The organism is Pseudomonas imperatae (assembly GCF_057128625.1).
Window position 1 is genome coordinate 88,703 of record NZ_JBSKHP010000002.1, and the last position, 19,165, is coordinate 107,867.

At 65.9% G+C, this 19,165-nt stretch carries 25 protein-coding genes; 15 read left to right on the forward strand and 10 right to left on the reverse strand.

The features are described from left to right. Positions 1-130: 130 nt before the first annotated feature. Positions 131-943 carry a prolipoprotein diacylglyceryl transferase gene (lgt, locus tag ACWKWX_RS03010; protein ID WP_416421465.1) on the forward strand — a complete coding sequence of 271 codons (813 nt, stop codon included), beginning with the start codon at positions 131-133 and terminating at the stop codon, positions 941-943. Between the two features lie 79 nt (positions 944-1,022). Next, on the forward strand, positions 1,023-1,856 hold the full coding sequence (locus tag ACWKWX_RS03015; RefSeq protein WP_416421464.1) for a thymidylate synthase: 834 nt from the start codon (positions 1,023-1,025) through the stop codon (positions 1,854-1,856). 83 nt (positions 1,857-1,939) lie between these two features. On the opposite strand, the gene ACWKWX_RS03020 is transcribed toward ACWKWX_RS03015, so the two are convergent. Beyond that, positions 1,940-2,425 carry an Lrp/AsnC family transcriptional regulator gene (locus ACWKWX_RS03020; RefSeq protein WP_416421463.1) on the reverse strand — a complete coding sequence of 162 codons (486 nt, stop codon included), beginning with the start codon at positions 2,423-2,425 and terminating at the stop codon, positions 1,940-1,942. Positions 2,426-2,553: 128 nt separating this feature from the next. Between ACWKWX_RS03020 and ACWKWX_RS03025 the strand changes: the two genes are divergently transcribed. Together ACWKWX_RS03025 and ACWKWX_RS03030 are read left to right on the forward strand one after the other, a co-directional pair. Next, the gene (locus ACWKWX_RS03025) at positions 2,554-3,177 is read left to right on the forward strand and encodes a LysE family translocator (RefSeq protein WP_483826998.1); all 624 of its coding nucleotides are present in this window, start codon (positions 2,554-2,556) and stop codon (positions 3,175-3,177) included. 102 nt (positions 3,178-3,279) lie between these two features. Further along, a complete protein-coding gene (locus ACWKWX_RS03030; RefSeq protein ID WP_416421461.1) occupies positions 3,280-3,711 on the forward strand; it encodes an ANTAR domain-containing protein in 432 nt (143 codons plus the stop codon). On the opposite strand, the gene ACWKWX_RS03035 is transcribed toward ACWKWX_RS03030, so the two are convergent. The 3 genes from ACWKWX_RS03035 to flgA form a co-directional block, all read right to left on the reverse strand. Continuing rightward, a complete protein-coding gene (locus ACWKWX_RS03035; RefSeq protein ID WP_416421460.1) occupies positions 3,697-4,185 on the reverse strand; it encodes a flagella synthesis protein FlgN in 489 nt (162 codons plus the stop codon). The two genes, ACWKWX_RS03030 and ACWKWX_RS03035, sit on opposite strands and share 15 nt — an antisense overlap. Further along, positions 4,166-4,456, reverse strand: coding sequence for a flagellar biosynthesis anti-sigma factor FlgM (gene flgM / locus ACWKWX_RS03040; RefSeq protein ID WP_416421459.1), 291 nt, complete (start codon positions 4,454-4,456; stop codon positions 4,166-4,168). The genes ACWKWX_RS03035 and flgM overlap by 20 nt, the downstream gene beginning before the upstream one ends. An 86-nt stretch (positions 4,457-4,542) precedes the next feature. Continuing rightward, positions 4,543-5,241, reverse strand: coding sequence for a flagellar basal body P-ring formation chaperone FlgA (gene flgA / locus ACWKWX_RS03045; protein ID WP_483826999.1), 699 nt, complete (start codon positions 5,239-5,241; stop codon positions 4,543-4,545). A 162-nt stretch (positions 5,242-5,403) separates the two neighbouring features. On the opposite strand from flgA, the gene flgB reads away from it, so the two are divergent. The 11 genes from flgB to flgL all read left to right on the forward strand — a co-directional run bounded on the left by flgB (position 5,404) and on the right by flgL (position 15,412). Then, positions 5,404-5,817 (forward strand): flagellar basal body rod protein FlgB, encoded by a 414-nt coding sequence (flgB, locus tag ACWKWX_RS03050; protein WP_416421457.1) that lies wholly within the window; start codon positions 5,404-5,406, stop codon positions 5,815-5,817. Positions 5,818-5,831: 14 nt separating this feature from the next. After that, on the forward strand, positions 5,832-6,230 hold the full coding sequence (flgC, locus tag ACWKWX_RS03055) for a flagellar basal body rod protein FlgC (RefSeq protein WP_483827000.1): 399 nt from the start codon (positions 5,832-5,834) through the stop codon (positions 6,228-6,230). Positions 6,231-6,233: 3 nt separating this feature from the next. After that, positions 6,234-6,917: a flagellar hook assembly protein FlgD gene (locus ACWKWX_RS03060; RefSeq protein WP_416421455.1), complete on the forward strand. Its 684-nt coding sequence runs from the start codon at positions 6,234-6,236 to the stop codon at positions 6,915-6,917. Between the two features lie 83 nt (positions 6,918-7,000). Then, a complete protein-coding gene (gene flgE, locus ACWKWX_RS03065; protein WP_416421454.1) occupies positions 7,001-8,170 on the forward strand; it encodes a flagellar hook protein FlgE in 1,170 nt (389 codons plus the stop codon). Between the two features lie 2 nt (positions 8,171-8,172). Beyond that, positions 8,173-8,928 (forward strand): flagellar basal body rod protein FlgF, encoded by a 756-nt coding sequence (locus ACWKWX_RS03070; protein ID WP_416421453.1) that lies wholly within the window; start codon positions 8,173-8,175, stop codon positions 8,926-8,928. A gap of 18 nt (positions 8,929-8,946) precedes the next feature. Next, entirely contained in the window at positions 8,947-9,729 is a 783-nt protein-coding gene (gene flgG / locus ACWKWX_RS03075; protein WP_416421452.1) for a flagellar basal-body rod protein FlgG, read from the forward strand. 8 nt (positions 9,730-9,737) lie between these two features. After that, on the forward strand, positions 9,738-10,397 hold the full coding sequence (locus tag ACWKWX_RS03080) for a flagellar basal body L-ring protein FlgH (RefSeq protein WP_416421451.1): 660 nt from the start codon (positions 9,738-9,740) through the stop codon (positions 10,395-10,397). Between the two features lie 11 nt (positions 10,398-10,408). Beyond that, positions 10,409-11,530, forward strand: a complete 1,122-nt coding sequence (gene flgI / locus ACWKWX_RS03085) for a flagellar basal body P-ring protein FlgI (protein WP_483827001.1) — start codon at positions 10,409-10,411, stop codon at positions 11,528-11,530. Then, complete coding sequence (gene flgJ / locus ACWKWX_RS03090) at positions 11,530-12,414, forward strand: flagellar assembly peptidoglycan hydrolase FlgJ (RefSeq protein WP_483827002.1); 885 nt, start codon at positions 11,530-11,532, stop codon at positions 12,412-12,414. Before flgI ends, flgJ begins: the two co-directional genes overlap by 1 nt. A gap of 171 nt (positions 12,415-12,585) precedes the next feature. Further along, positions 12,586-14,196, forward strand: a complete 1,611-nt coding sequence (gene flgK, locus ACWKWX_RS03095) for a flagellar hook-associated protein FlgK (protein ID WP_483827003.1) — start codon at positions 12,586-12,588, stop codon at positions 14,194-14,196. Positions 14,197-14,212: 16 nt separating this feature from the next. After that, positions 14,213-15,412: a flagellar hook-associated protein FlgL gene (gene flgL / locus ACWKWX_RS03100; protein WP_416421447.1), complete on the forward strand. Its 1,200-nt coding sequence runs from the start codon at positions 14,213-14,215 to the stop codon at positions 15,410-15,412. A gap of 6 nt (positions 15,413-15,418) precedes the next feature. On the opposite strand, the gene fliR is transcribed toward flgL, so the two are convergent. The 6 genes from fliR to fliM all read right to left on the reverse strand — a co-directional run bounded on the left by fliR (position 15,419) and on the right by fliM (position 19,162). Next, positions 15,419-16,210: a flagellar biosynthetic protein FliR gene (fliR, locus tag ACWKWX_RS03105; RefSeq protein WP_416421446.1), complete on the reverse strand. Its 792-nt coding sequence runs from the start codon at positions 16,208-16,210 to the stop codon at positions 15,419-15,421. A 6-nt stretch (positions 16,211-16,216) separates the two neighbouring features. Then, positions 16,217-16,486 (reverse strand): flagellar biosynthesis protein FliQ, encoded by a 270-nt coding sequence (fliQ, locus tag ACWKWX_RS03110; RefSeq protein ID WP_416421445.1) that lies wholly within the window; start codon positions 16,484-16,486, stop codon positions 16,217-16,219. A 25-nt stretch (positions 16,487-16,511) separates the two neighbouring features. Further along, complete coding sequence (gene fliP / locus ACWKWX_RS03115) at positions 16,512-17,159, reverse strand: flagellar type III secretion system pore protein FliP (RefSeq protein WP_416427494.1); 648 nt, start codon at positions 17,157-17,159, stop codon at positions 16,512-16,514. 101 nt (positions 17,160-17,260) lie between these two features. Next, entirely contained in the window at positions 17,261-17,641 is a 381-nt protein-coding gene (gene fliO, locus ACWKWX_RS03120; protein WP_416421444.1) for a flagellar biosynthetic protein FliO, read from the reverse strand. Beyond that, a complete protein-coding gene (fliN, locus tag ACWKWX_RS03125) occupies positions 17,638-18,117 on the reverse strand; it encodes a flagellar motor switch protein FliN (RefSeq protein ID WP_473004830.1) in 480 nt (159 codons plus the stop codon). The genes fliO and fliN overlap by 4 nt, the downstream gene beginning before the upstream one ends. Continuing rightward, entirely contained in the window at positions 18,110-19,162 is a 1,053-nt protein-coding gene (gene fliM / locus ACWKWX_RS03130) for a flagellar motor switch protein FliM (RefSeq protein ID WP_416421442.1), read from the reverse strand. The genes fliN and fliM overlap by 8 nt, the downstream gene beginning before the upstream one ends. Positions 19,163-19,165 lie beyond the last annotated feature (3 nt).

Genomic DNA, 19,165 nt, shown 5'->3' on the forward strand with positions numbered 1-19,165 from the left:
CAGTTTTCACTGACACAAGTTTCATGGCAACGGGCTGTCGGGCCGGGCATAGTCTCGGGTTTTCCCGCCCCTCGTGGCCATCCGGGAACGCAGGGGTGATCCCGCCGCCTGTCCACGTCAAGGAGTCGCAATGCTGCCTTACCCGCAGATCAATCCGGTGGCGGTCGCCATCGGACCGCTTCAAATCCACTGGTACGGCCTGATGTACCTGATCGGCATCGGCAGCGCCTGGCTGCTGGCCTCCAGCCGCCTGAATCGCTTCGACCCCACCTGGACCAAGGAGAAACTCTCCGACCTGGTGTTCTGGTGCGCCATGGGCGTGATCGTCGGCGGGCGCCTGGGCTACGTGCTGTTCTACGACCTGAAGGTGTACATCGACAACCCCACGCTGATCTTCGAAGTGTGGAAGGGCGGCATGGCGTTCCACGGCGGCCTGATCGGCGTGATGCTGGCCACCTGGTGGTTCGGGCGCAAGAACGGCAAGTCGTTCTTCGAACTGATGGACTTCATTGCCCCGCTGGTGCCGATCGGCCTGGGCGCCGGGCGCATCGGCAACTTCATCAACGGCGAACTGTGGGGCAAGCCCACCGACGTGCCGTGGGCGATGATCTTCCCGCCGCTGAGCGACCCTGCCCAGTTGCCACGCCATCCGTCGCAGCTGTACCAGTTTGCCCTTGAAGGCGTGGCGCTGTTCATTATCCTGTGGCTGTTCTCGCGCAAGCCGCGCCCCACCATGGCGGTGTCGGGCATGTTCGCGCTGTTCTACGGCATCTTCCGTTTCATCGTCGAGTTCGTCCGCGTGCCCGACGCGCAACTGGGCTACCTGGCGTTCGGCTGGGTCACCATGGGCCAGATCCTCTGCATCCCGATGATCCTCGGTGGGCTAGGGTTGATCTGGTGGGCCTACAACCGGCCCACCGCGCCGAAAAACGCCGCGGTATGATGGACGGGCGGGGCGAAAGCCCCGCCTTTTTCTTTTTCTGCAAACGGTCGCTGCTGCTGGCGACCGACTTGAGGCCTCAATGAAAGCGTACCTGGATCTCCTGACCGATGTGATCACCAACGGCGTGACCAAGGGTGATCGGACCGGCACCGGCACCAAGGCCGTCTTCGCGCGCCAGTTCCGTCACAACCTGGCCGATGGCTTCCCGCTGCTGACCACCAAGAAGCTGCACTTCAAGAGCATCGCCAACGAGCTGATCTGGATGCTCAGCGGCAACACCAACGTGAAGTGGCTGAACGAAAACGGCGTCACCATCTGGGACGAGTGGGCCACCGAGAGCGGTGACCTGGGCCCGGTGTACGGCGAGCAGTGGACCGCCTGGCCGACCAAGGATGGCAAGACCATCAACCAGATCGACTACATGGTCGACACCCTGAAGAACAACCCCAACAGCCGTCGCATCCTGTTCCACGGCTGGAACGTGGAATACCTGCCCGACGAGGCCAAGAGCCCGCAGCAGAACGCCGCCGAAGGCCGCCAGGCGCTGCCGCCGTGCCACCTGCTGTACCAGGCCTTCGTCAACGAAGGGCACCTGTCGATGCAGCTGTACATCCGCAGTTCCGACGTGTTCCTGGGCCTGCCGTACAACACCGCGGCCCTGGCCTTGCTGACCCACATGCTGGCGCAGCAGTGCGACCTGATCCCCCATGAGATCATCGTCACCACCGGCGACACCCACGCCTACGCCAACCACATGGAACAGATCCAGACCCAGCTGGCCCGCGAGCCGCGCAAGCTGCCGACGCTGAACATCAAGCGCAAGCCGGCGTCGATCTACGACTACAAGTTCGAAGACTTCGAGATCGTCGGCTACGACCCGCACCCAGGCATCAAGGCCCCGGTAGCCATCTGACCTATGTGGGAGCTGGCTTGCCAGCGAGCTTTTGAGGACCTAAAAGCTCGCTGGCAAGCCAGCTCCCACAAAGACAGCTACGGCTACGCGGTTGCGGGGCGCTTCACCGGGAACGCCACGAACGGCTTGATCTCCTTGAGCACGAACATGCTCTGCATCTCCTTGATGCCCGGCAGGCGCCGCACCACCGACATGGCGAAGTCGGCGAACTGGTCCAGGTCGCGGGCCACCACCTGCAGCAGGAAGTCGGCATCGCCGCCGATGCTGTAGCAGGCCACCACATCCTCCAGCTGCATCACCTCCTGCTCGAACTTCCTGGCCTCGGCTTCGCTGTGGCTGTCGATGCTCACCCGGATGAACACCATCACCCCCAGGCCGATCTTGCGCCGGTCCAGCACCGCCCGGTAGCCGAGGATGAAGCGGTGCTCTTCCAGGTGCCGCACGCGCCGCCAGCATGGCGAGGCGGACACGCCCAGCGCATCGGCCAGGGTCTGGTTGGTCATGCGGCCGTCCTGCTGCAGGGCGGTCAGCAGCTTCACGTCCAGGGCGCTTAACGTCTGGTTGGTCATAAATTCCTGCTCAATCCATCTGGCGGGTAACATCTGCCCAAAATAGCCGGTTTCTGGGCAAACACAGGAATAATTTTCCAGCCGCCACGCGCTAGCATTTTTCCCACCCAGCCAAGGAGGAATGCCCCATGCTCGACCTGTCCCAAGTACTCACCTACAGCGCCGCCCTGGGCGTGGCCGCCGCCATCCCCGGCCCCGGCATGGCCGCGCTGGTGGCGCGCAGCGTCAGCGGCGGCGCGCTGTCGGGCTTCTGCCTGCTGGGCGGGCTGATTCTCGGCGACCTGACCTACCTGTCGCTGGCCGTGTTTGGCCTGGCGATGATCGCCGAACACTTCCACGCCCTGTTCCAGCTGGTGCGCTGGGGCGCGGCGCTGTACCTGGCCTACCTGGCCTGGCAGTTCTGGCGCGCCCAGCACCAGGCCATCGAGACGGGCAGGGCGGTGCCGCGCAAGGAACTGCTGTCGGCGGCCCTGTCCGGGTTGACCATCACCCTGGGCAACCCCAAGACCATCGCCTTCTACCTGGCCTTGCTGCCGCTGGTGATCAATCTGGAGGCGGTGTCATTGCAGGCTTGGGCCTTCATGCTGGTGCCGCTGACCATCGCCGTGCTGCTGGCCGTGGGTGCGCTGTTCGTGTTCGGCGCCGTGCGCATCCGCCACCTGCTGTCGAGCCTGCGCGCCCAGCAGCGCCTGTTTCGCGGCGCGGCCCTGATCATGGCCGCCGCTGCCGCCGCCATGCTGGTGCGCGGGTAGAGGCGCGAACTGATGGGTTTTTGGCCCCGTGTTCTTTCGATGGCTGGCGCCAACCCGCCATTAACCTCCGTGCGCAAGCCATCCATGCATACGGGGTTTGCCGTGACTGATCGAGAGCTGCTAGAGAATTCCAGGCTACGGATTCTGCTGATAGAACCGCACGCCTTCCAACTGTTCGACACCCAGACCCTGCTCTACGACCTGGGCTGCCACTACCTGACCCCGGTCATGAGCCAGGACGAACTGGCGCGGGTGCTGCGCAGCAGCCGCGAGCACTTCGACGTGGCGATCTGCAGCGTGGGGACCTTCGACATGAGCGACCTGGAGCTGGCGGAACTGGTGTACGCCGACCGCAAGGTCAGGCACCTGATTCTGCTGTCCGACGGCCAGGTGCCGGCGCCGGCGCTGCTGGCCAGCCTGGTGCGGCGCCCGGCCCAGCCACTGCTGGGCATCGTGCAGAAACCGCTGCGGGCCACCACCATGCGCGCGCTGTTCGACCGCGTGCTGGCGGCCGGCAGTTCATGCCCGGCCTGAGTGCCCGGCGTGGCGGCCGTCGGGGCCGTACAGGGTGCGGCCGGTGGCCTCGTTGAGGTAGTTGAGGATGCGCTGGTTCTGCTGCTGGCGCACCCGCAGCATGTCGCCGTTGAACTGGTTGAGGTGCTGCGCGCGGGCGGCCAGGTCCTGCAGGCGCGTCCAGGCGGGCAGGCAGCCCTGGTCCCGGGCCAGCTGCATGGCGCCGTGGTGGTCGGGCGCATGGCCCAGCGAGCGCTGGGCGCGGCGGCGGGTGGTTTCCAGCTGCTCCAGGTCTTCTAGGATCGTCTGCTTGGCGATGCTCAGCTCGGTCAGCCGCTCGCCATCGATCTTCGGCCCGGCCAGCGCCAGGCGTTCCTGTTCCAGCAACGTCAGCAGGCGCTGCGCGGCCACCTGCTGGCGTTGCAGGTGGCGCGCCAGGCCCCTGGCGATGTCTTGTCCGGCCGGCGGCCGTTTTTCACTCGGGTGCTTGCCCATTCATTTCCATCACACTTTCGGCCATGCCATCGAAGATCCGCGACGAGTCGATCTGCAGCGAACCATCGCTGATCGACTGGCGAATCTCGTTCACCCGATTCATGTCGATATCGGCAGTGGACGCGTCCGAGCCGTAGAGGCTTTCGTTTAATTCCAGCGTGTTGCTGACCGCCGGATCCGTGTCACTGGCCTCACTTTTCTGCAGCCGATTGTTGGCCGAGAGGTCGGTATTGGGCAGTGTGTTGCTGAGCGCAGTGCTGATTATTTTCACGGTCGAATTTTCATAGTGTCCCTTTTGCCCACTATCGGCATTGGGTGATTGAACTTGAACGCCTGTGTTTCAAATATGTGGCACGTTCAATCGCGTACCAGCAGTTGATCAGGCCCGGTCACTTTGCCGCGCAGCAGCTTGCCGCGCTCGGCCACCACGCGCACCTCGTCGCCCAGGTAACCGTTATCCAGGGCCTTGCCCTGGCGGCTCAAGGTGAATCCGGCGCCGCGAAACTGCATGGCCACCGGATGGTTCTGCTCCACCAGCCAGGTCTTGCGCAGCGCCGTGGTGATCAGCGGCGCCGACGCCTTGAACGTGTGGCCCGCGCGTAGCCCCACCACCTCCTTGACGCTCAGCGCAGTGTTGGCCGGCAGCTTCTCCAGGGCGCCGGTCCTGAGGGCCAGCATGTCGGCTTCGATCACCTGGTTGGCCGCCAGGTTCTGCTGGCTGACCACGTAGGTCCCCATCACTGACACCTTTGCCTGCACGTAGTGCAACGCGCGCCCGCAGCGCACGCCCACCAGCACCCGGCCATAGCTGCGCTGCTCGGGGTGGGTGAGGAACGGGCGCGGGTCCTCGCAGGCCGCTGCCAGGTTGCTCAGCTCGATCTGCGGGTGGTTGGCGTGGGCCGGCAGGGCCGCGGTCAGCAGCTCGCGGATACGGGCCTGCTCCAGGGCCGGGTCGGCCACGGCCAGGGGGCTTTGCGGCAGCCACAGCAGCGCACTCAGGCAGGCGCTGGCAGTGGCGAGCCGGGCGCGCGCGGCGCGGGTAGGGCGAGTCGTCATGGGCGAATTCGTCGAGGGGTCGTGCAGGTGATTCTAGAGCGCGGCGCCGCGATGCAAGGTCGGAAGTGCTCGATAAATGCGTGTCTGTTTCGGCCTTTGGCTTGGCAACCTTGCGACTACTCTGCGCGCCTCACCCCCCAAACCGAGTCGGAGGCCGCCAGCATGATCGACAAGCTCGACAACGAGCTCAGCTTCCAGCAGGCCGCCTTGAGCCTGCGCGCCGAGCGTCAGCAAGTGCTGGCCAACAACATCGCCAACGCCGACACGCCGGGCTACCGCGCCCGCGATTTCGATTTTTCCAGCGAACTGGCCAGCGCCCTGGGGCAGGGCATGCCCAAGGCCAGCGGCATGAGCCTGGCGACCACCTCGGACCGGCACCTGGCGGCGACCTTCAGCGGCACCTCGTTGCACGAACTGCTCTATCGCGTACCCGACCAGCCCAGCCTGGACGGCAACACCGTGGACATGGACCGCGAACGCGCCCAGTTCAGTGACAACTCGGTGCACTACGAGGCCAGCCTGACGTTTCTGAACAGCCGGCTGCAAGCGCTCAAGACCGCCATGCAGTCCGAATAGAGCAGGTACCCACCATGTCGATTTTCAGCATCTTCGATATCGCCGGTTCCGCGCTGAGTGCCCAGTCCCAGCGCATGAACGTGACCGCCAGCAACCTGGCCAACGCCGACAGTGTCAGCGGCCCCGACGGCCAGCCGTACCGTGCCCGCCAGGCCGTGTTCGAGGCCCAGGCCGAGGGCCTGGGCGGTGTGCGCGTGAGCCAGGTGGTCGAGGACCAGTCGGCGTTCCGCAAGGAATACCGCCCCAGCGACCCCATGGCCGACGCCGACGGCTACGTCAGCATGCCCAACGTGGAGCCGGTGGGCGAGATGGTCAACATGATTTCCGCCTCGCGCTCCTACCAGGCCAACGTCGAGGTCATGAGCACGAGCAAGCAACTGATGCTTAAGACCCTGACCCTGGGAGAGTCCTGATCCATGACCAACACCATCAGCAGTTCCGTGCTGTCGTCGATGAACACCAGTTCGAGCAGCAGCACCACCAGCACCACCACGACCACGGCGGATGACCTGCAGGACCAGTTCCTCACCCTGCTGGTGACCGAGCTGCAGAACCAGGACCCCTCCGAGCCCATGGACAACACCGAGATGGTCTCGCAGCTGGCGCAGATCAACATGATCAGCGGCATCACCGACCTGGGTGACACGCTGGACAGCATCTCCGGCCAGATCGACACCAGCCAGGCCCTGCAAGCCTCGGCGCTGGTGGGCAAGGGCGTGCTGGTGGACGGCGACTCGATCACCGTGGACGGCGGCAGCGCCACCACCTACGGGGTCAACCTGGACGGCGACGCCGACACGGTCACCGCCACCATCACCGACAGCAGCGGCAACGTGGTCCGCACCATCAACGTCGGCGCCTTGAACGAAGGCACCCATTCGCTGACCTGGGATGGCCTGGAAGACGACGGCAGCACCGCGGCGGACGGCTCCTACACCGTGAGCATCACCGCCACCGACGGCGGCACCGCCGTGACCGCCACCGAGCTCAACTACGCGCTGGTCTCGGGCGTGAGCACCGACGACGACAGCGACGTGGTGCTGGAACTGGGCGCCAACACCGACAGCGCCAGCCTCAGCGACATCCGCCTGCTGCTGTAGCAGCGCAGCGCGACCTTTCACAGAAACGTGACCTTCGCGGCGTTTGCGGCTGCCCGGTCCTTATTGGCTTCAAGGAGCGAAACATGGGCTTTTCCCAAGCACTGAGCGGTTTGAGCGCGGCGTCCACCGACCTCAACGTGATCAGCAACAACATCTCCAACTCCGAAACCGTGGGCTTCAAGAGCTCCACCACCGAGTTCGCCGACGTCTACGCCGACGCCGAAGTGGGCCTGGGCACGTCCGTGTCTGGCGTGGTGCAGAATTTCGAGTCGGGTAGCCTGACCACCACCGACAACGACCTGGACCTGGCCATCAGCGGCGACGGTTTCTTCGTCTTCAACGACGGCAGCACCACCACCTACTCGCGCAACGGCCAGCTGACCCTGAGTTCGGACGGCTACCTGGAGAATGCCTCGGGCGCCAAGCTGGTGGGCGTCAACGGCGTGATCCAGATCCCGTCCAGCGGCCTGCAGGCCAGCGCCACCAGCGAACTGGATGCCACGCTGAACCTGGACTCCAGCTCGGACGCCATCACCAGCACCTTCGACTCGACCGACGCCACCACCTATTCGTACTCCACCAGCGCCACGGTTTACGACTCGCTGGGCAACAGCCACACCATGACGCTGTACTTCGCCAAGAGCGACGACACCAACACCTGGAACGTCTACAGCGCCATCGACGGCAACACCCTGACCGATGACGACGGCAATGCCCTGAGCCAGGAAGTGGCGTTCGACACCAGCGGCCTGCTGACCAGCGGCGCCACGTCGACCTACACCTATGACCCGGGCAACGGCGCGGCCGAGATGAGCATCGACCTCGACCTGACCGGCACCACCCAGTTCGGCAACGACTTCGAGCTGTCCAGCAGCTCCCAGGACGGCTACACCTCGGGCAGCCTGACCGGCTTCACCATCGATTCCAGCGGCAACGTGGTGGCCAGCTACTCCAACGACCAGACGCAGATCATCGACCAGATCGTGCTCGCCACCTTCAACAACGAGCAGGGCCTGAAGGCCGTTGGCGACAACAGCTGGACCGCCACCAGCGAGTCGGGCGTGGCCCTGCTGGGCACCGCCGGCACCGGCCAGCTGGGCTCGATCGAGAGCGGCGTGACCGAAGACTCCAACGTCGACCTGACCACCGAACTGGTGAACCTGATCATTGCCCAGCGCAACTTCCAGGCCAACTCGCAATCGGTGAAGACCCAGAGCGAAGTCCTCCAGCAAGCGGTCAGCCTCGGGTCGTAATCATGGATCGCATGCTTTTCACCGCCATGAGCGGCGCCAACCAGGCCCTCGACCAGCAAGCCGTGGTGGCCAACAACCTGGCCAACCTGTCCACCCCCGGCTTCCGCGCGCAACTGGCGCAGATGCAGGCCGTGCCGGTGCCCGGCGAAGGCCTGCCGACGCGGGTGTCGGTGGCCGCCACCGGCGTCGGCGTGGACTGGAACCAGGGCCCGGTGACCCGCACCGACCGCAACCTCGACGTGGCCCTGGACGCCAACGGCCTGCTGGCCGTGCAGACCAGCGACGGCAGCGAGGCCTACACCCGCCGCGGCGACCTGCAGGTGGACGGCGCCGGCAACCTGTCCCTGGGCGGCCGCCCGGTGATCGGCGATGGCGGCCCGCTCAGCGTGCCGCCGGGCAGTGAAGTCAGCATCGGCAGCGACGGCACCCTCACCGTGCGCGAGCAGGGCGGCGACGCCAAGGGCCTGGCCACGGTGGGCCGGCTGAAGATGGTCTCGGCCCTGCCGGGCACGGTCGAGGCCGGCACCGATGGCCTGTTCCGTGCCCCGCCGGGCCCGGACGGCTCGGTGCAGCCGCTGCCCGCCGACGAAACCATGCGCCTGAGCCCCGGCAACCTGGAGGGCAGCAACATCAGCCCCACCAGCGCCATGGTGGCAATGATCGACAACTCCCGCCGCTACGAGATGCAGATGAAGGTCATCAGCAGCGCCGACGAAAACGCCAAGAGCGCCAACAGCCTGCTGTCCCTGCAGGGCTAATTGAACGAGGAATGATCGATGATCCGATCACTGTGGACGGCCAAGACCGGCCTGGAAGCCCAGCAGGCGCAAATGGACGTGATCGCCAACAACCTGGCCAACGTCAGCACCAACGGCTTCAAGAAGTCGCGGGCGGTGTTCGAGGACCTGCTGTACCAGAACATGCGCCAGCCCGGCGCCCAGAGCACCAGCCAGACCAAGCTGCCCTCGGGCCTGCAGGTGGGCACCGGGGTGCGCCAGGTGGCCACCGAGCGCCTGCACACCCAGGGTAACCTCACCGAGACCGACAACAGCAAGGACCTGGCCATCAACGGCAACGGTTTCTTTGAAGTCGACATGCCCGACGGCAGCACCGCCTACACCCGCGACGGCAGCTTCCAGCTCGACGCCAACGGCCAGATGGTGACGTCCAACGGCTACACCCTGACGGGCGGCATCACCATTCCCAGCACCGCCACCTCGGTGTCGGTGAGCAACGACGGCATCGTCTCGGTGGTGCAGTCCGGCTCCGCCACCTCCACCCAGGTGGGACAGTTGAACGTGGCGCTGTTCATCAACCCGGCCGGCCTGGAAAGCATCGGCCAGAACCTGTACCTGGAGACCGACGCCTCGGGCGCGCCCACCGAAACCACGCCTGGCCTCAACGGCGCCGGCACGCTGTCGGAAGGCTACGTCGAGACCTCCAACGTCAACGTCGTGGAAGAGATGGTCAGCATGATCCAGGTGCAGCGCGCCTACGAGATCAACAGCAAGGCGGTGGATGCGTCCAACGAGATGCTGCAGCGCCTGACGCAGCTATGAGGTACGGCATGAACCTGAAGCCTTGCGTGGGCCTGCTGCTGGTGCTGCTGGCCGGTTGCGATGTGCTGCCGCACAAGCCGGTGGTGGCCGACGAAAGCATGGTGGTGCCGCCGTTGCCGCCGCGCTTGGCCGATGGCGCGATCTTCCAGGTGCGCCGTGGCGCGCAGCCGCTGTTCGAGGACCGCCGGCCGCGCATGGTCGGCGACACCCTGACCATCACCCTTAACGAGCAGGTCAGTGCCAGCAAGAACTCGGCGTCCAACGCCGGGCGCACCGGCACGGTGGGGCTGAGCATGAAGGCCACCTCCAGCCGGGCGTCCCAGGAGGGCAGCTATGGCCTGGATGCCTCGGTGGACAATGACTTCACCGGCAGTGGCGGCTCCCAGGCCACCAACTCGTTCACCGGCACCATCGCCGTGGCGGTGATGGAAGTGATGCCCAACGGCAACCTGCGGGTGCGTGGCGAGAAACAGATCGCCATCAACCAGGGCACCGAGTACATCCGCTTCTCCGGGGTAGTCAACCCGCGCACCATCACCGGCGATAACACCGTGGCGTCTACCCAGGTGTCGGACGCGCGCATCGAGTACGTCGGCGACGGCTATATCAACGAAGCGCAGCGCATGGGTTGGCTGCACCGCTTCTTCCTCAACATTTCCCCGCTCTGAGGGCCGGTGCCATGGCTGACCTGATTCGCTCCACCTTCGCCCGCTGCCTGGTGGGCCTGCTGTTGCTGGGCCTGGGTACCATCGCCCAGGCCGAGCAGATCCGCGACATCGCCGAATTCGCCGGCGTGCGCCCCAACAGCCTGGTGGGCTACGGCCTGGTGGTGGGCCTGGACGGCAGCGGTGACCAGACCACCCAGAGCCCGTTCACCGAGCAGAGCCTGACCAACATGCTGTCGCAGTTGGGCCTGACCCTGCCGGCCAACGCCAACATGCAGATGCGCAACATCGCGGCGGTGATGCTGACCGCCACCTTGCCGCCGTTCGCGCGGCCGGGGCAGCAGATCGACGTGGTGGTGTCGTCCATCGGCAACGCCCGCAGCCTGCGCGGCGGCACCTTGCTGATGACGCCACTCAAGGGCGCCGACGGCGATGTCTACGCCATGGCCCAGGGCAACCTGCTGGTGGGCGGCGCCGGCGCTGCGGCCAACGGCAGCAGCGTCACCGTCAACCAGCTGGCCGGCGGGCGCATTCCCCGTGGCGCGGTGGTGGAGCGCGAGGTGCCGCTGCGCCTGGGCGGCAACGACGGCGTGTTGAGCCTGTATTTGAACGAAGCCGATTTCGCCACCACCGAGCGCGCGGTGTACGCGATCAACAGCGAATTCCGCCGCACCGTGGCCTCGGCCGTCAACGGTGGGGTGATCCAGCTGCAGGGGCCGTTGTCGCCCAATGAGCGGGTCAACTTCATGGCCCTGGTAGAGAGCGTGCAGGTGCTGCCTGCCGACGCCAGGCCCAAGGTCATCATCGACTCGCGCACCGGCTCGGTGGTGCTCAACGGCGCGGTGAAGCTGGGGCGTGCGGCGGTGGCCCACGGCAACCTGTCGGTGGTCATCGACACCAGGAACCAGGTCAGCCAGCCTGGTGCGCTCAGCCAGGGGCAGACCGCCGGCAGCGCCAACAGCAGCATCTCGATCCAGGAGCAGGGCGGCCTGCTGCACCTGGTGGAAGGCAGCGCCAACCTGATGGACGTGGTCAAGGGCCTCAACGCCCTGGGCGCCACGCCCCAGGACCTGATGGTGATACTGCAGGCGCTGAAGGCCGCAGGTTCACTGCGTGCCGAGCTGGAGATCATCTGATGAGCCTGGCCAGCAGCACCGATGGCTTCGCCCTGGACATGCAGGGCCTGGCCAACCTGCGGCGCACCGCGGCGCAGGACCACAACGCCGGGGCCCACGAGGCCAGCAAGCAGTTCGAGGCCATGTTCCTGCAGATGATGCTCAAGAGCATGCGCGCCGCCATTCCCAAGTCCGACCTGGACAACGACTCGCAGACCGCCATGTACACCGAGATGCTCGATGAGCAGTGGGCGCAGCACCTGGCTGGCAAGGGCCTGGGCCTGGCCGAGGTGCTGGACCGGCAACTGGGGGTCAGCAGTGGCCAGCGGGTGACGGCGCCGTCGGGCAGGGTTGGCAATGTGCAGCAGGCGTTCGCCGCCTGGCAGCGCCGCGCGGTGGGCGATATCGGCAGCCGTGCGGCCCATGTGCAGGACTTCGTCCAGCGCCTGGCCGGCCCGGCGCAGCAGGCGTCGCGCAGCAGCGGCATTCCCGCCGAGCTGATCGTCGCCCAGGCCGCGCTGGAAACCGACTGGGGCCGGCGCAAGATCCCCACCGCCAGCGGCGAGGACAGCCACAACCTGTTCGGCATCAAGGCTGGCGGGCGCTGGCGCGGCGCGACCACCGAGGTCATGACCAGCGAATTCGAGGACGGCCAGATGCGCAAGCAAGTGCAGAGCTTCCGCGCCTACGAAAGCGACGACGCGGCATTAGCGGACTACACCCAGTTGATCGGCAACAACGCCAACTACGCCGGCGTGCTCACTGCCCGCGACCCCTTGCATGCAGCGTACGCGTTGCAGCGCGGCGGCTACGCCACCGACCCCGACTACGCCAGCAAGCTGATCGCCGTCATGGCCACCATTGGCCCGCTGCGCCAGCCGCTGCAAACCGCGCGGCTGGAATAAAGGTATCGAATGGACCTGTGGGAGCTGGCTTGCCAGCGAGCTTTTGGGGCCTCAAGAGCTCGCTGGCAAGCCAGCTCCCACACTGTTGAGCGCGGCAAAAAAAACCGGCTGATTTTTCAAGATTTCGGGCAATCGGCCGATAACACGTGGCACGTCGTGCAGGAATTATTTATGAGCATCATTTCGATCGGTGTCAGCGGCCTGAACGCGGCACAAGTGGCCCTCAGCACCAGCAGCAACAACATCACCAACGTCTATACCGATGGCTACAACCTGGAGACTACCTCGCTTGCCGCGAGCTCCACGGGGGGCGTGGAGGTGACCAGTGTCGATCGTACGTTCGACCAGTTTATCGCGGCCCAGCTCAACGCGTCCACCAGCACCGAGAGCGCGCTCAGCACCTACTCGACGGAAGTCTCCCAGGTGGACGACCTGCTGGCCGACAGCACCTCGGACCTCGACACCCTGATGCAGGACTTCTTCTCCTCGGTGCAGACCATGAGCAGCGACGCCAGCGACTCGGCGGCGCGGGAAGAAGTGATCGGCTCGGCCGAGACCCTGGTGGCCCAGTTCAACTCCCTGGGCAGCTACCTGGACGACATGCAAAGCAGCGTCTCGTCGCAGATCACCGACCAGGTCGGCCAGGTCAACGACCTCACCGACCAGATCGCCACGCTCAACCAGCAGATCAGCGCCCTGGGCAGCAACTCGGACGCGGCCAACACCCTGATGGACCAGCGCGATTCCCTGGTGACCTCGCTCAGCGAGCTGGTGGACGTCGACCTCACCGTGCAGGACAACGGCAGCTACAGCATTTCCCTGAGCAACGGCCTGTCGCTGGTGTCCGGCTCCAACAGCTTCGAGCTGGCCGCCACCACCTCGTCCAGCGACCCGTCGCAGACCACCGTCAGCTACGTCGACGCCTCCGGCAACCAGACCGAACTGGACGAGTCGACCATCAGCGGCGGTTCCCTGGGCGGCCTGCTGACGTTCCGCAGCGAAACCCTGGACACCGCGCAGAACCAGCTGGGCCAGATGGCCGTGGCCCTGGCCAGCGCCTTCAACAGCCTGCAGACCAGCGGCACCGACCTCAACGGTGACACCGGCACGGCGTTCTTCTCGGTGGGCGACCCGGTGGTGTACAGCAACACCGGCAACACCGGCAGTGCCAGCCTCAGCGCCACGTTCTCCGATGACCTGGACAGCCTGGCCACCAGCAATTACACCGTCAGCTACTCGGACGACGACGGCTACACCGTCACCGACGCCAGCACCGGCTCGGCCGTGGCGGCCGCCTACGACGCCGACGCCGGCACCCTCAGCTTCGGCGGCCTGACCGTGACCATCAGCGGCACCGCCGATGATGGCGACAGCTTCCTGGTCAAGCCGCTGGCCAGCGCCGCCAGCACCCTGGACACCGAGATCGACGACCCGTCTCTGATTGCCGCCGGTTCGGGCGGCGGCGACAGCGACAACACCATCGCCCTGCAGATGCTCGACCTGCAGAACCAGGACCTGGTGGGCGGCAAGTCGACCCTGGCCGAGGCCTATGCCTCGCTGGTCAGCGAAGTGGGCAGCACCACCAGTTCCATCAGCACGCGGCTGGACAACCAGACCAGCGTCACCGACCAGTTGACCACGCTGCAGCAGTCCTCTTCGGGGGTGAACCTGGACGAAGAAGCCGCCGACCTGGTGCGCTACCAGGCCTACTACCAGGCCTGCGCGAAGATCGTCGAAGTGGGCTCTACCGTCCTCGACACCATTCTCGGCATGGACGCCTGACCAGGAGGCTTAGCGAATGCGCATTTCCACCCAGACCATCTTCAGCCAGGGCCTGAGCAACATGCTCACCCAGGAAGCCGCCTACCTGGACGCCAGCAACGAAGTCTCCAGCGGCAAGCGCGTGGTGAATCCATCGGACGACTCCTCGGCCGCCGCCCAGGCGGTGATCGTGCAGCAGAGTTCATCGCTCAACGACCAGTACGCCGCCTCGCGCACCTCGGTCACCACCTCGCTGTCCACCGAGGAAAGCGCCCTGGACAGCGTCAGCGACGCCATCACCAGCGCCAAGACGCTGCTGATCCAGGCCGGCGACGGCACCCTCAGCGACGAGGACCGGGCGTCCATCGCCACCTCGCTGCAGGGGGTGTACGACACCCTGGTGTCGCTGGCCAACACCACCGACAGCAGCGGCAACTACATCTTTTCCGGCTACCAGAGCCAGAGCCAGACCTTCGTCACCGACGAAGACGGCAACCTGACCTACCAGGGCGACGACAACGCGGTGATGCAGCAGGTCAGCGCCACCGAGACCCTGGCCAGCGGCGACACCGGCCAGACCGTGTTCCTCAGCGTCGGCAGCGCCGCCGGCTTCGTGGCCCAGGCCAGCGCCGACAACAGCGGCTCGGTGACCTTCGACGGTCCGGACATCACCGATACCAGCGACGCCAACTACGGCACCGGTTTCACCCTGACCTTCGCCGTGGACGACGAGGGCGTGGCCACCTACAGCGTCGACGGTGGCGACGCGGTGGCCTATGAGGCGGGCGACACCCTGGAAATCAACGGCCTGTCGCTGACCCTGGACGGCGAGCCGGCCGACGGCGATAGCATCAGCGTCAGCACCGCCAGCGACGCCGACCCGAACATCTTCACCACCCTGCAGAACATCATCACCGCGTTGAACACGCCGGTGGAGGATGACGCCGACCAGGCTGCGCTGAGCAACACCCTGTCCACCAGCAGCCGCGAACTGGACAACGCCCTGGACAACGTCCTGACGGTGCGCACCTCGGTGGGCACGCGCATGAACGAGATCGATGTGCTGGATACCGTCGGCGACGATGCCTCGTTGAACTACGCCACCAGCCTGTCGAACCTCACCGACGCCGACTACACCACCTCGGTGTCCAACTACACCGCGCTGCAAGTGGCGTTGCAGGCGGCGCAGCAGACCTTCTCCAGCGTGCAGGGCATGACCCTGTTCGACTACATCTGACGGGGCTCAGGCCGGCACGATCATGTTGCCGACCAGGGTCTGCAGGAAGTGCAGGGACTCATCCAGCAGTAGCTGGATGAAGTGCCCCAGGTGGCTGGTCAGCGCCATGATCAGCACCAGGCCGGTGCTCAGGGTGACCGGGAAACCCACGGCAAACACCGTGAGCTGCGGCGCCGCACGGTTGAGAATGCCCATGGCCAGGTTGATGATCAGCAGCGCCGCCACCATGGGCAACGCCAGCAGCAGGCCGGTGAGGAAAATGTGCCCGCCGTAGCGCGCCACCATCTCCCACGACGACGGGTCGAAATGCAGGTTGCCCACCGGCAGGCTCTGGAAGGTGCTGGCCAGCAGGCGCAGCACCAGCAGGTGGCCGTCAAGGGCGAGGAACATCAGCAGGGTGGTCATGCTCAGCAGCCGCGACAGCACCATGGTGTTGGTGTTGCTTTCCGCCGAATAGAAACTGGCGAACGCCAGGCCCATCTGCATGCCGCAGATCTCGCCGGCCATCTCCACCGCCGCCAGGGTCACGCGCATCACCATGCCCAGGCTGGCGCCGATCAGCAGCTGTTCGACGGCGATGCCCAGGCTTTCCCAGGACATGATCGGCACGTCGGGCATGGCCGGCAGCACCGGCGCGATCAGCACGCTGAGCAGCACCGCCAGGCCGGCTTTCACGGTGTTGGGAATGATGGTGTGGCCCAGCAGCGGGTCGGCCAGCATGAACGCAGCGATGCGGCACAGCGGCCAGAAGAACAGTGCCAGCCAGTGTTGCAACTGGCCCGGATCGAGCTCCAGCATCGGCCGTCAGCCCACCAGGTGGGGCAGGCCCACCAGCAGGTCGCGGGTGAAGTCGAGGATCATATCCATCATCAACGGCCCGGCCAGCACCAGCACGGCACAGATGCCGACGATCTTGGGGATGAACGACAGGGTCGATTCGTTGATCTGCGTGGCGGCCTGGAACAGGCTGACCACCAGGCCCACGGCCAGGGTGGTGAGCAGCAGCGGGGCGGCCACGAACAGGCTGACGCGCATGCCCCTGTAGGCCAGGTCCATGACCATTTCCGGTGTCATCGTGGTGGGGCTCCGAAGGTGGATGTCAGGTGTAGAAACTCTGCGCCAGGGAGCCCAGCAGCAGCTGCCAGCCGTCCACCAGCACGAACAGCATCAGCTTGAACGGCAGGGAAATGGTGGCCGGTGGCACCATCATCATGCCCAGCGCCATCAGCACGCTGGCGACGATCAGGTCGATGATCAGGAACGGCACGAAGATGCTGAAGCCGATCTGGAAGGCGGTCTTCAGCTCGCTGGTGACGAACGCCGGCATCAGCACGCGCATGGGCACCTGCTGCGGGCTGTCCAGGTCCTGCAGGTCGGCGATGCGCGCGTACATGGCCAGGTCGGTCTCGCGGGTCTGCTTGAGCATGAAGCCGCGGAACGGCTGGCTGCCCTTGTCGAGCATCTCCTCCAGGCCGATCTGGTTGCTGGAGAACGGCTGCCAGGCCGTGTCGTAGGCCTTGTTCAGCACCGGCGACATGACGAAGAAAGTCAGGAACAGCGCCAGGCCCAGCAGCACCTGGTTGGGCGGTGCCGAGGTGGTGCCGATGGCGGTGCGCAAAAGGCCCAGGACGATGATGATGCGGGTGAAGCCGGTCATCATCAGCAGCAGCGCCGGCAGGAACGCCATGGACGACAGCAGCATCAGCGTCTGCAGGCTCAGCGACCATTGCTGGCTGCCGTTGCCCATGGCCTGGCTGGTGAAGGCTTCCAGGCCCTGGGTGCCTTGGGCGAAGGCGCTGTCGATACAGGCGGGCAGCAGGCAGGCGGCCAGCAGCAGGGGACGCAGGTTCATGGCTTGTCCGTCCCGCCCAGGCGTTGCTTCAGGGCCGCGGCCAGGCGCTCGGCGAACGCCGGTGCCAGGGCGGTGGGCGCCACTGCCGGCGCTTGCTCGGGGGCGGGCATCTCGCCCAGCGCGCTGATGTGCTGTGGGGTTACTCCCAGCACCAGCCAGCGTTCCTGCACCTGGACGATGACCACGCGCTCGCGCTGGCCCACCGACGTGCTGCTCACCAGTTGCAGGTGCGCGCCAGGGCGGGTGTGGCCCGGGCGCAGGCGCTTGGCCAGCCAACCACACAGCAGGATGCTGGCCACCACCACGGCGAACGCCAGCGCGGTCTTGCCCAGCAGCGCCAGGCCCAGCAGGTTGTCGGGGGAGGACGAGCTGCTCATCGGTTGAGTTTCTGCACCCGCTCGGACGGGGTGATGATCTCGGTGATGCGGATGCCGTACTTCTCGTCCACAACGACCACTTCGCCCTGGGCGATCAGGTAGCCGTTGATGAGGATGTCCATGGGCTCGCCGGCCAGGCCGTCCAGCGCCAGCACCGAGCCCTGGGCCAGTTCCAGCAGCTGCTTGATGGTGACCCGGGTGCGGCCCAGCTCGACGCTGAGCTTGACCGGGATGTCCATGATCATTTCCAGGTCGCGGCTCACTGCGCCGCCGCCCTGGCCAGCCAGCGGCCGGAACATCTTGCTGGCGGCCGGCGCCGGGGCTTCCACGGGCGCGGCTTCCTGCTCGGCGAGGGCCTCAGCCCACGGATCGTCGAGGCCGGCGTCGTCGCCCTGTTCAGCCATGGCGCTGGCCCATTCGTCTTCCAGCGACGGTTCGTCCGCCGGGTTGTCCTGGGGGGTGTTCGGGTCAGTCATGGGCGGAGTCCTTGGCTGGGGGCACGGGGCCTTTCACGAAGCTGGCCGCTTCGGGGCCGGCGGGGGAGTGGTCGATCAGGTCTTTCACCAGCAGGGCGCACAGGCCGTCCTGGCTGCCGTATTCACAGGTCATCACCGGCACGCCGTCGACCTTGGCGACGATGGTGTCGGGCAGCTCGATGGGCAGCACGTCGCCCACCTGCAGGGCCATGACCTGGCCGATGCTGGTGTCCAGCTCGGTGAAGTCGGCCACCAGCTCGATGTGCGACTGGGTGATCTCGCCGGCCATCTTGCGGCTCCAGGCGCGCTCGGCGTCCGGGTCGCTGTCGGTCAGAGGGCCGTTGAGCAGCTGGCGCAGCGGCTCGATCATCAAGTAGGGAATGACGATGTTGAAATCGCTGGAGAGGTTGCCCACCTCCAGGTGGAAGGTGGTGTTGACCACGATCTCGTTGGGCGAGCTGGTGATGTTGGCGAACTTGGCCTGCATTTCCGAACGCAGGTATTCGATTTCCAGCGGGTACACCGAGCTCCAGGCGTCCTGGTAGGCGCTGATGGCCAGGCTCAGCAGGCGGCGGATGATGCGCTGCTCGGTGCGGGTGAACTCGCGGCCTTCGGACTTGGCCAGGAAGCGCCCGTCGCCGCCAAACAGGTTGTCCACCACCATGAACACCAGGTTGGGCGGAAACACCGTCAGCACGATGCCACGCAGCGGTTTCATCGCCAGCAGGTTGATGTTGGTGGGCACCGGCACGTGGCGGGAAAAGTCGCTGAAGCTCTGGTAGCGCACGCTGTCCACGGTGATGTCGGCGCTGCGGCGGATCAAATTGAACAGGCCCATGCGGAAATAGCGGGCGAAGCGTTCATTGATGATATCCAGCGCATGCAGCCGCTCGCGGATCACCCGATGCTGGGTGGCCGGGTCATAGGGGCGGATATGAGCGTCCCAGCTGGTGGCATCGCCATCGGCGGGGTGTTCGTCCTCGCCACTGACGCCCTTGAGCAGGGTATCGATCTCTTCCTGCGACAACAGGTCTTCTAGGGCCATGGG

Coding starts and splice junctions, on each gene's coding strand:
- lgt (WP_416421465.1), top strand. CDS start 131: ATGCTGCCTTACCCGCAGATCAATCCGGTGGCGGTCGCCATCGGACCG.
- ACWKWX_RS03015 (WP_416421464.1), top strand. CDS start 1,023: ATGAAAGCGTACCTGGATCTCCTGACCGATGTGATCACCAACGGCGTG.
- ACWKWX_RS03020 (WP_416421463.1), bottom strand. CDS start 2,425: ATGACCAACCAGACGTTAAGCGCCCTGGACGTGAAGCTGCTGACCGCC.
- ACWKWX_RS03025 (WP_483826998.1), top strand. CDS start 2,554: ATGCTCGACCTGTCCCAAGTACTCACCTACAGCGCCGCCCTGGGCGTG.
- ACWKWX_RS03035 (WP_416421460.1), bottom strand. CDS start 4,185: ATGGGCAAGCACCCGAGTGAAAAACGGCCGCCGGCCGGACAAGACATC.
- flgA (WP_483826999.1), bottom strand. CDS start 5,241: ATGACGACTCGCCCTACCCGCGCCGCGCGCGCCCGGCTCGCCACTGCC.
- flgB (WP_416421457.1), top strand. CDS start 5,404: ATGATCGACAAGCTCGACAACGAGCTCAGCTTCCAGCAGGCCGCCTTG.
- flgC (WP_483827000.1), top strand. CDS start 5,832: ATGTCGATTTTCAGCATCTTCGATATCGCCGGTTCCGCGCTGAGTGCC.
- ACWKWX_RS03060 (WP_416421455.1), top strand. CDS start 6,234: ATGACCAACACCATCAGCAGTTCCGTGCTGTCGTCGATGAACACCAGT.
- flgE (WP_416421454.1), top strand. CDS start 7,001: ATGGGCTTTTCCCAAGCACTGAGCGGTTTGAGCGCGGCGTCCACCGAC.
- ACWKWX_RS03070 (WP_416421453.1), top strand. CDS start 8,173: ATGGATCGCATGCTTTTCACCGCCATGAGCGGCGCCAACCAGGCCCTC.
- flgG (WP_416421452.1), top strand. CDS start 8,947: ATGATCCGATCACTGTGGACGGCCAAGACCGGCCTGGAAGCCCAGCAG.
- ACWKWX_RS03080 (WP_416421451.1), top strand. CDS start 9,738: ATGAACCTGAAGCCTTGCGTGGGCCTGCTGCTGGTGCTGCTGGCCGGT.
- flgI (WP_483827001.1), top strand. CDS start 10,409: ATGGCTGACCTGATTCGCTCCACCTTCGCCCGCTGCCTGGTGGGCCTG.
- flgJ (WP_483827002.1), top strand. CDS start 11,530: ATGAGCCTGGCCAGCAGCACCGATGGCTTCGCCCTGGACATGCAGGGC.
- flgK (WP_483827003.1), top strand. CDS start 12,586: ATGAGCATCATTTCGATCGGTGTCAGCGGCCTGAACGCGGCACAAGTG.
- flgL (WP_416421447.1), top strand. CDS start 14,213: ATGCGCATTTCCACCCAGACCATCTTCAGCCAGGGCCTGAGCAACATG.
- fliR (WP_416421446.1), bottom strand. CDS start 16,210: ATGCTGGAGCTCGATCCGGGCCAGTTGCAACACTGGCTGGCACTGTTC.
- fliQ (WP_416421445.1), bottom strand. CDS start 16,486: ATGACACCGGAAATGGTCATGGACCTGGCCTACAGGGGCATGCGCGTC.
- fliP (WP_416427494.1), bottom strand. CDS start 17,159: ATGGGCAACGGCAGCCAGCAATGGTCGCTGAGCCTGCAGACGCTGATG.
- fliO (WP_416421444.1), bottom strand. CDS start 17,641: ATGAGCAGCTCGTCCTCCCCCGACAACCTGCTGGGCCTGGCGCTGCTG.
- fliN (WP_473004830.1), bottom strand. CDS start 18,117: ATGACTGACCCGAACACCCCCCAGGACAACCCGGCGGACGAACCGTCG.
- fliM (WP_416421442.1), bottom strand. CDS start 19,162: ATGGCCCTAGAAGACCTGTTGTCGCAGGAAGAGATCGATACCCTGCTC.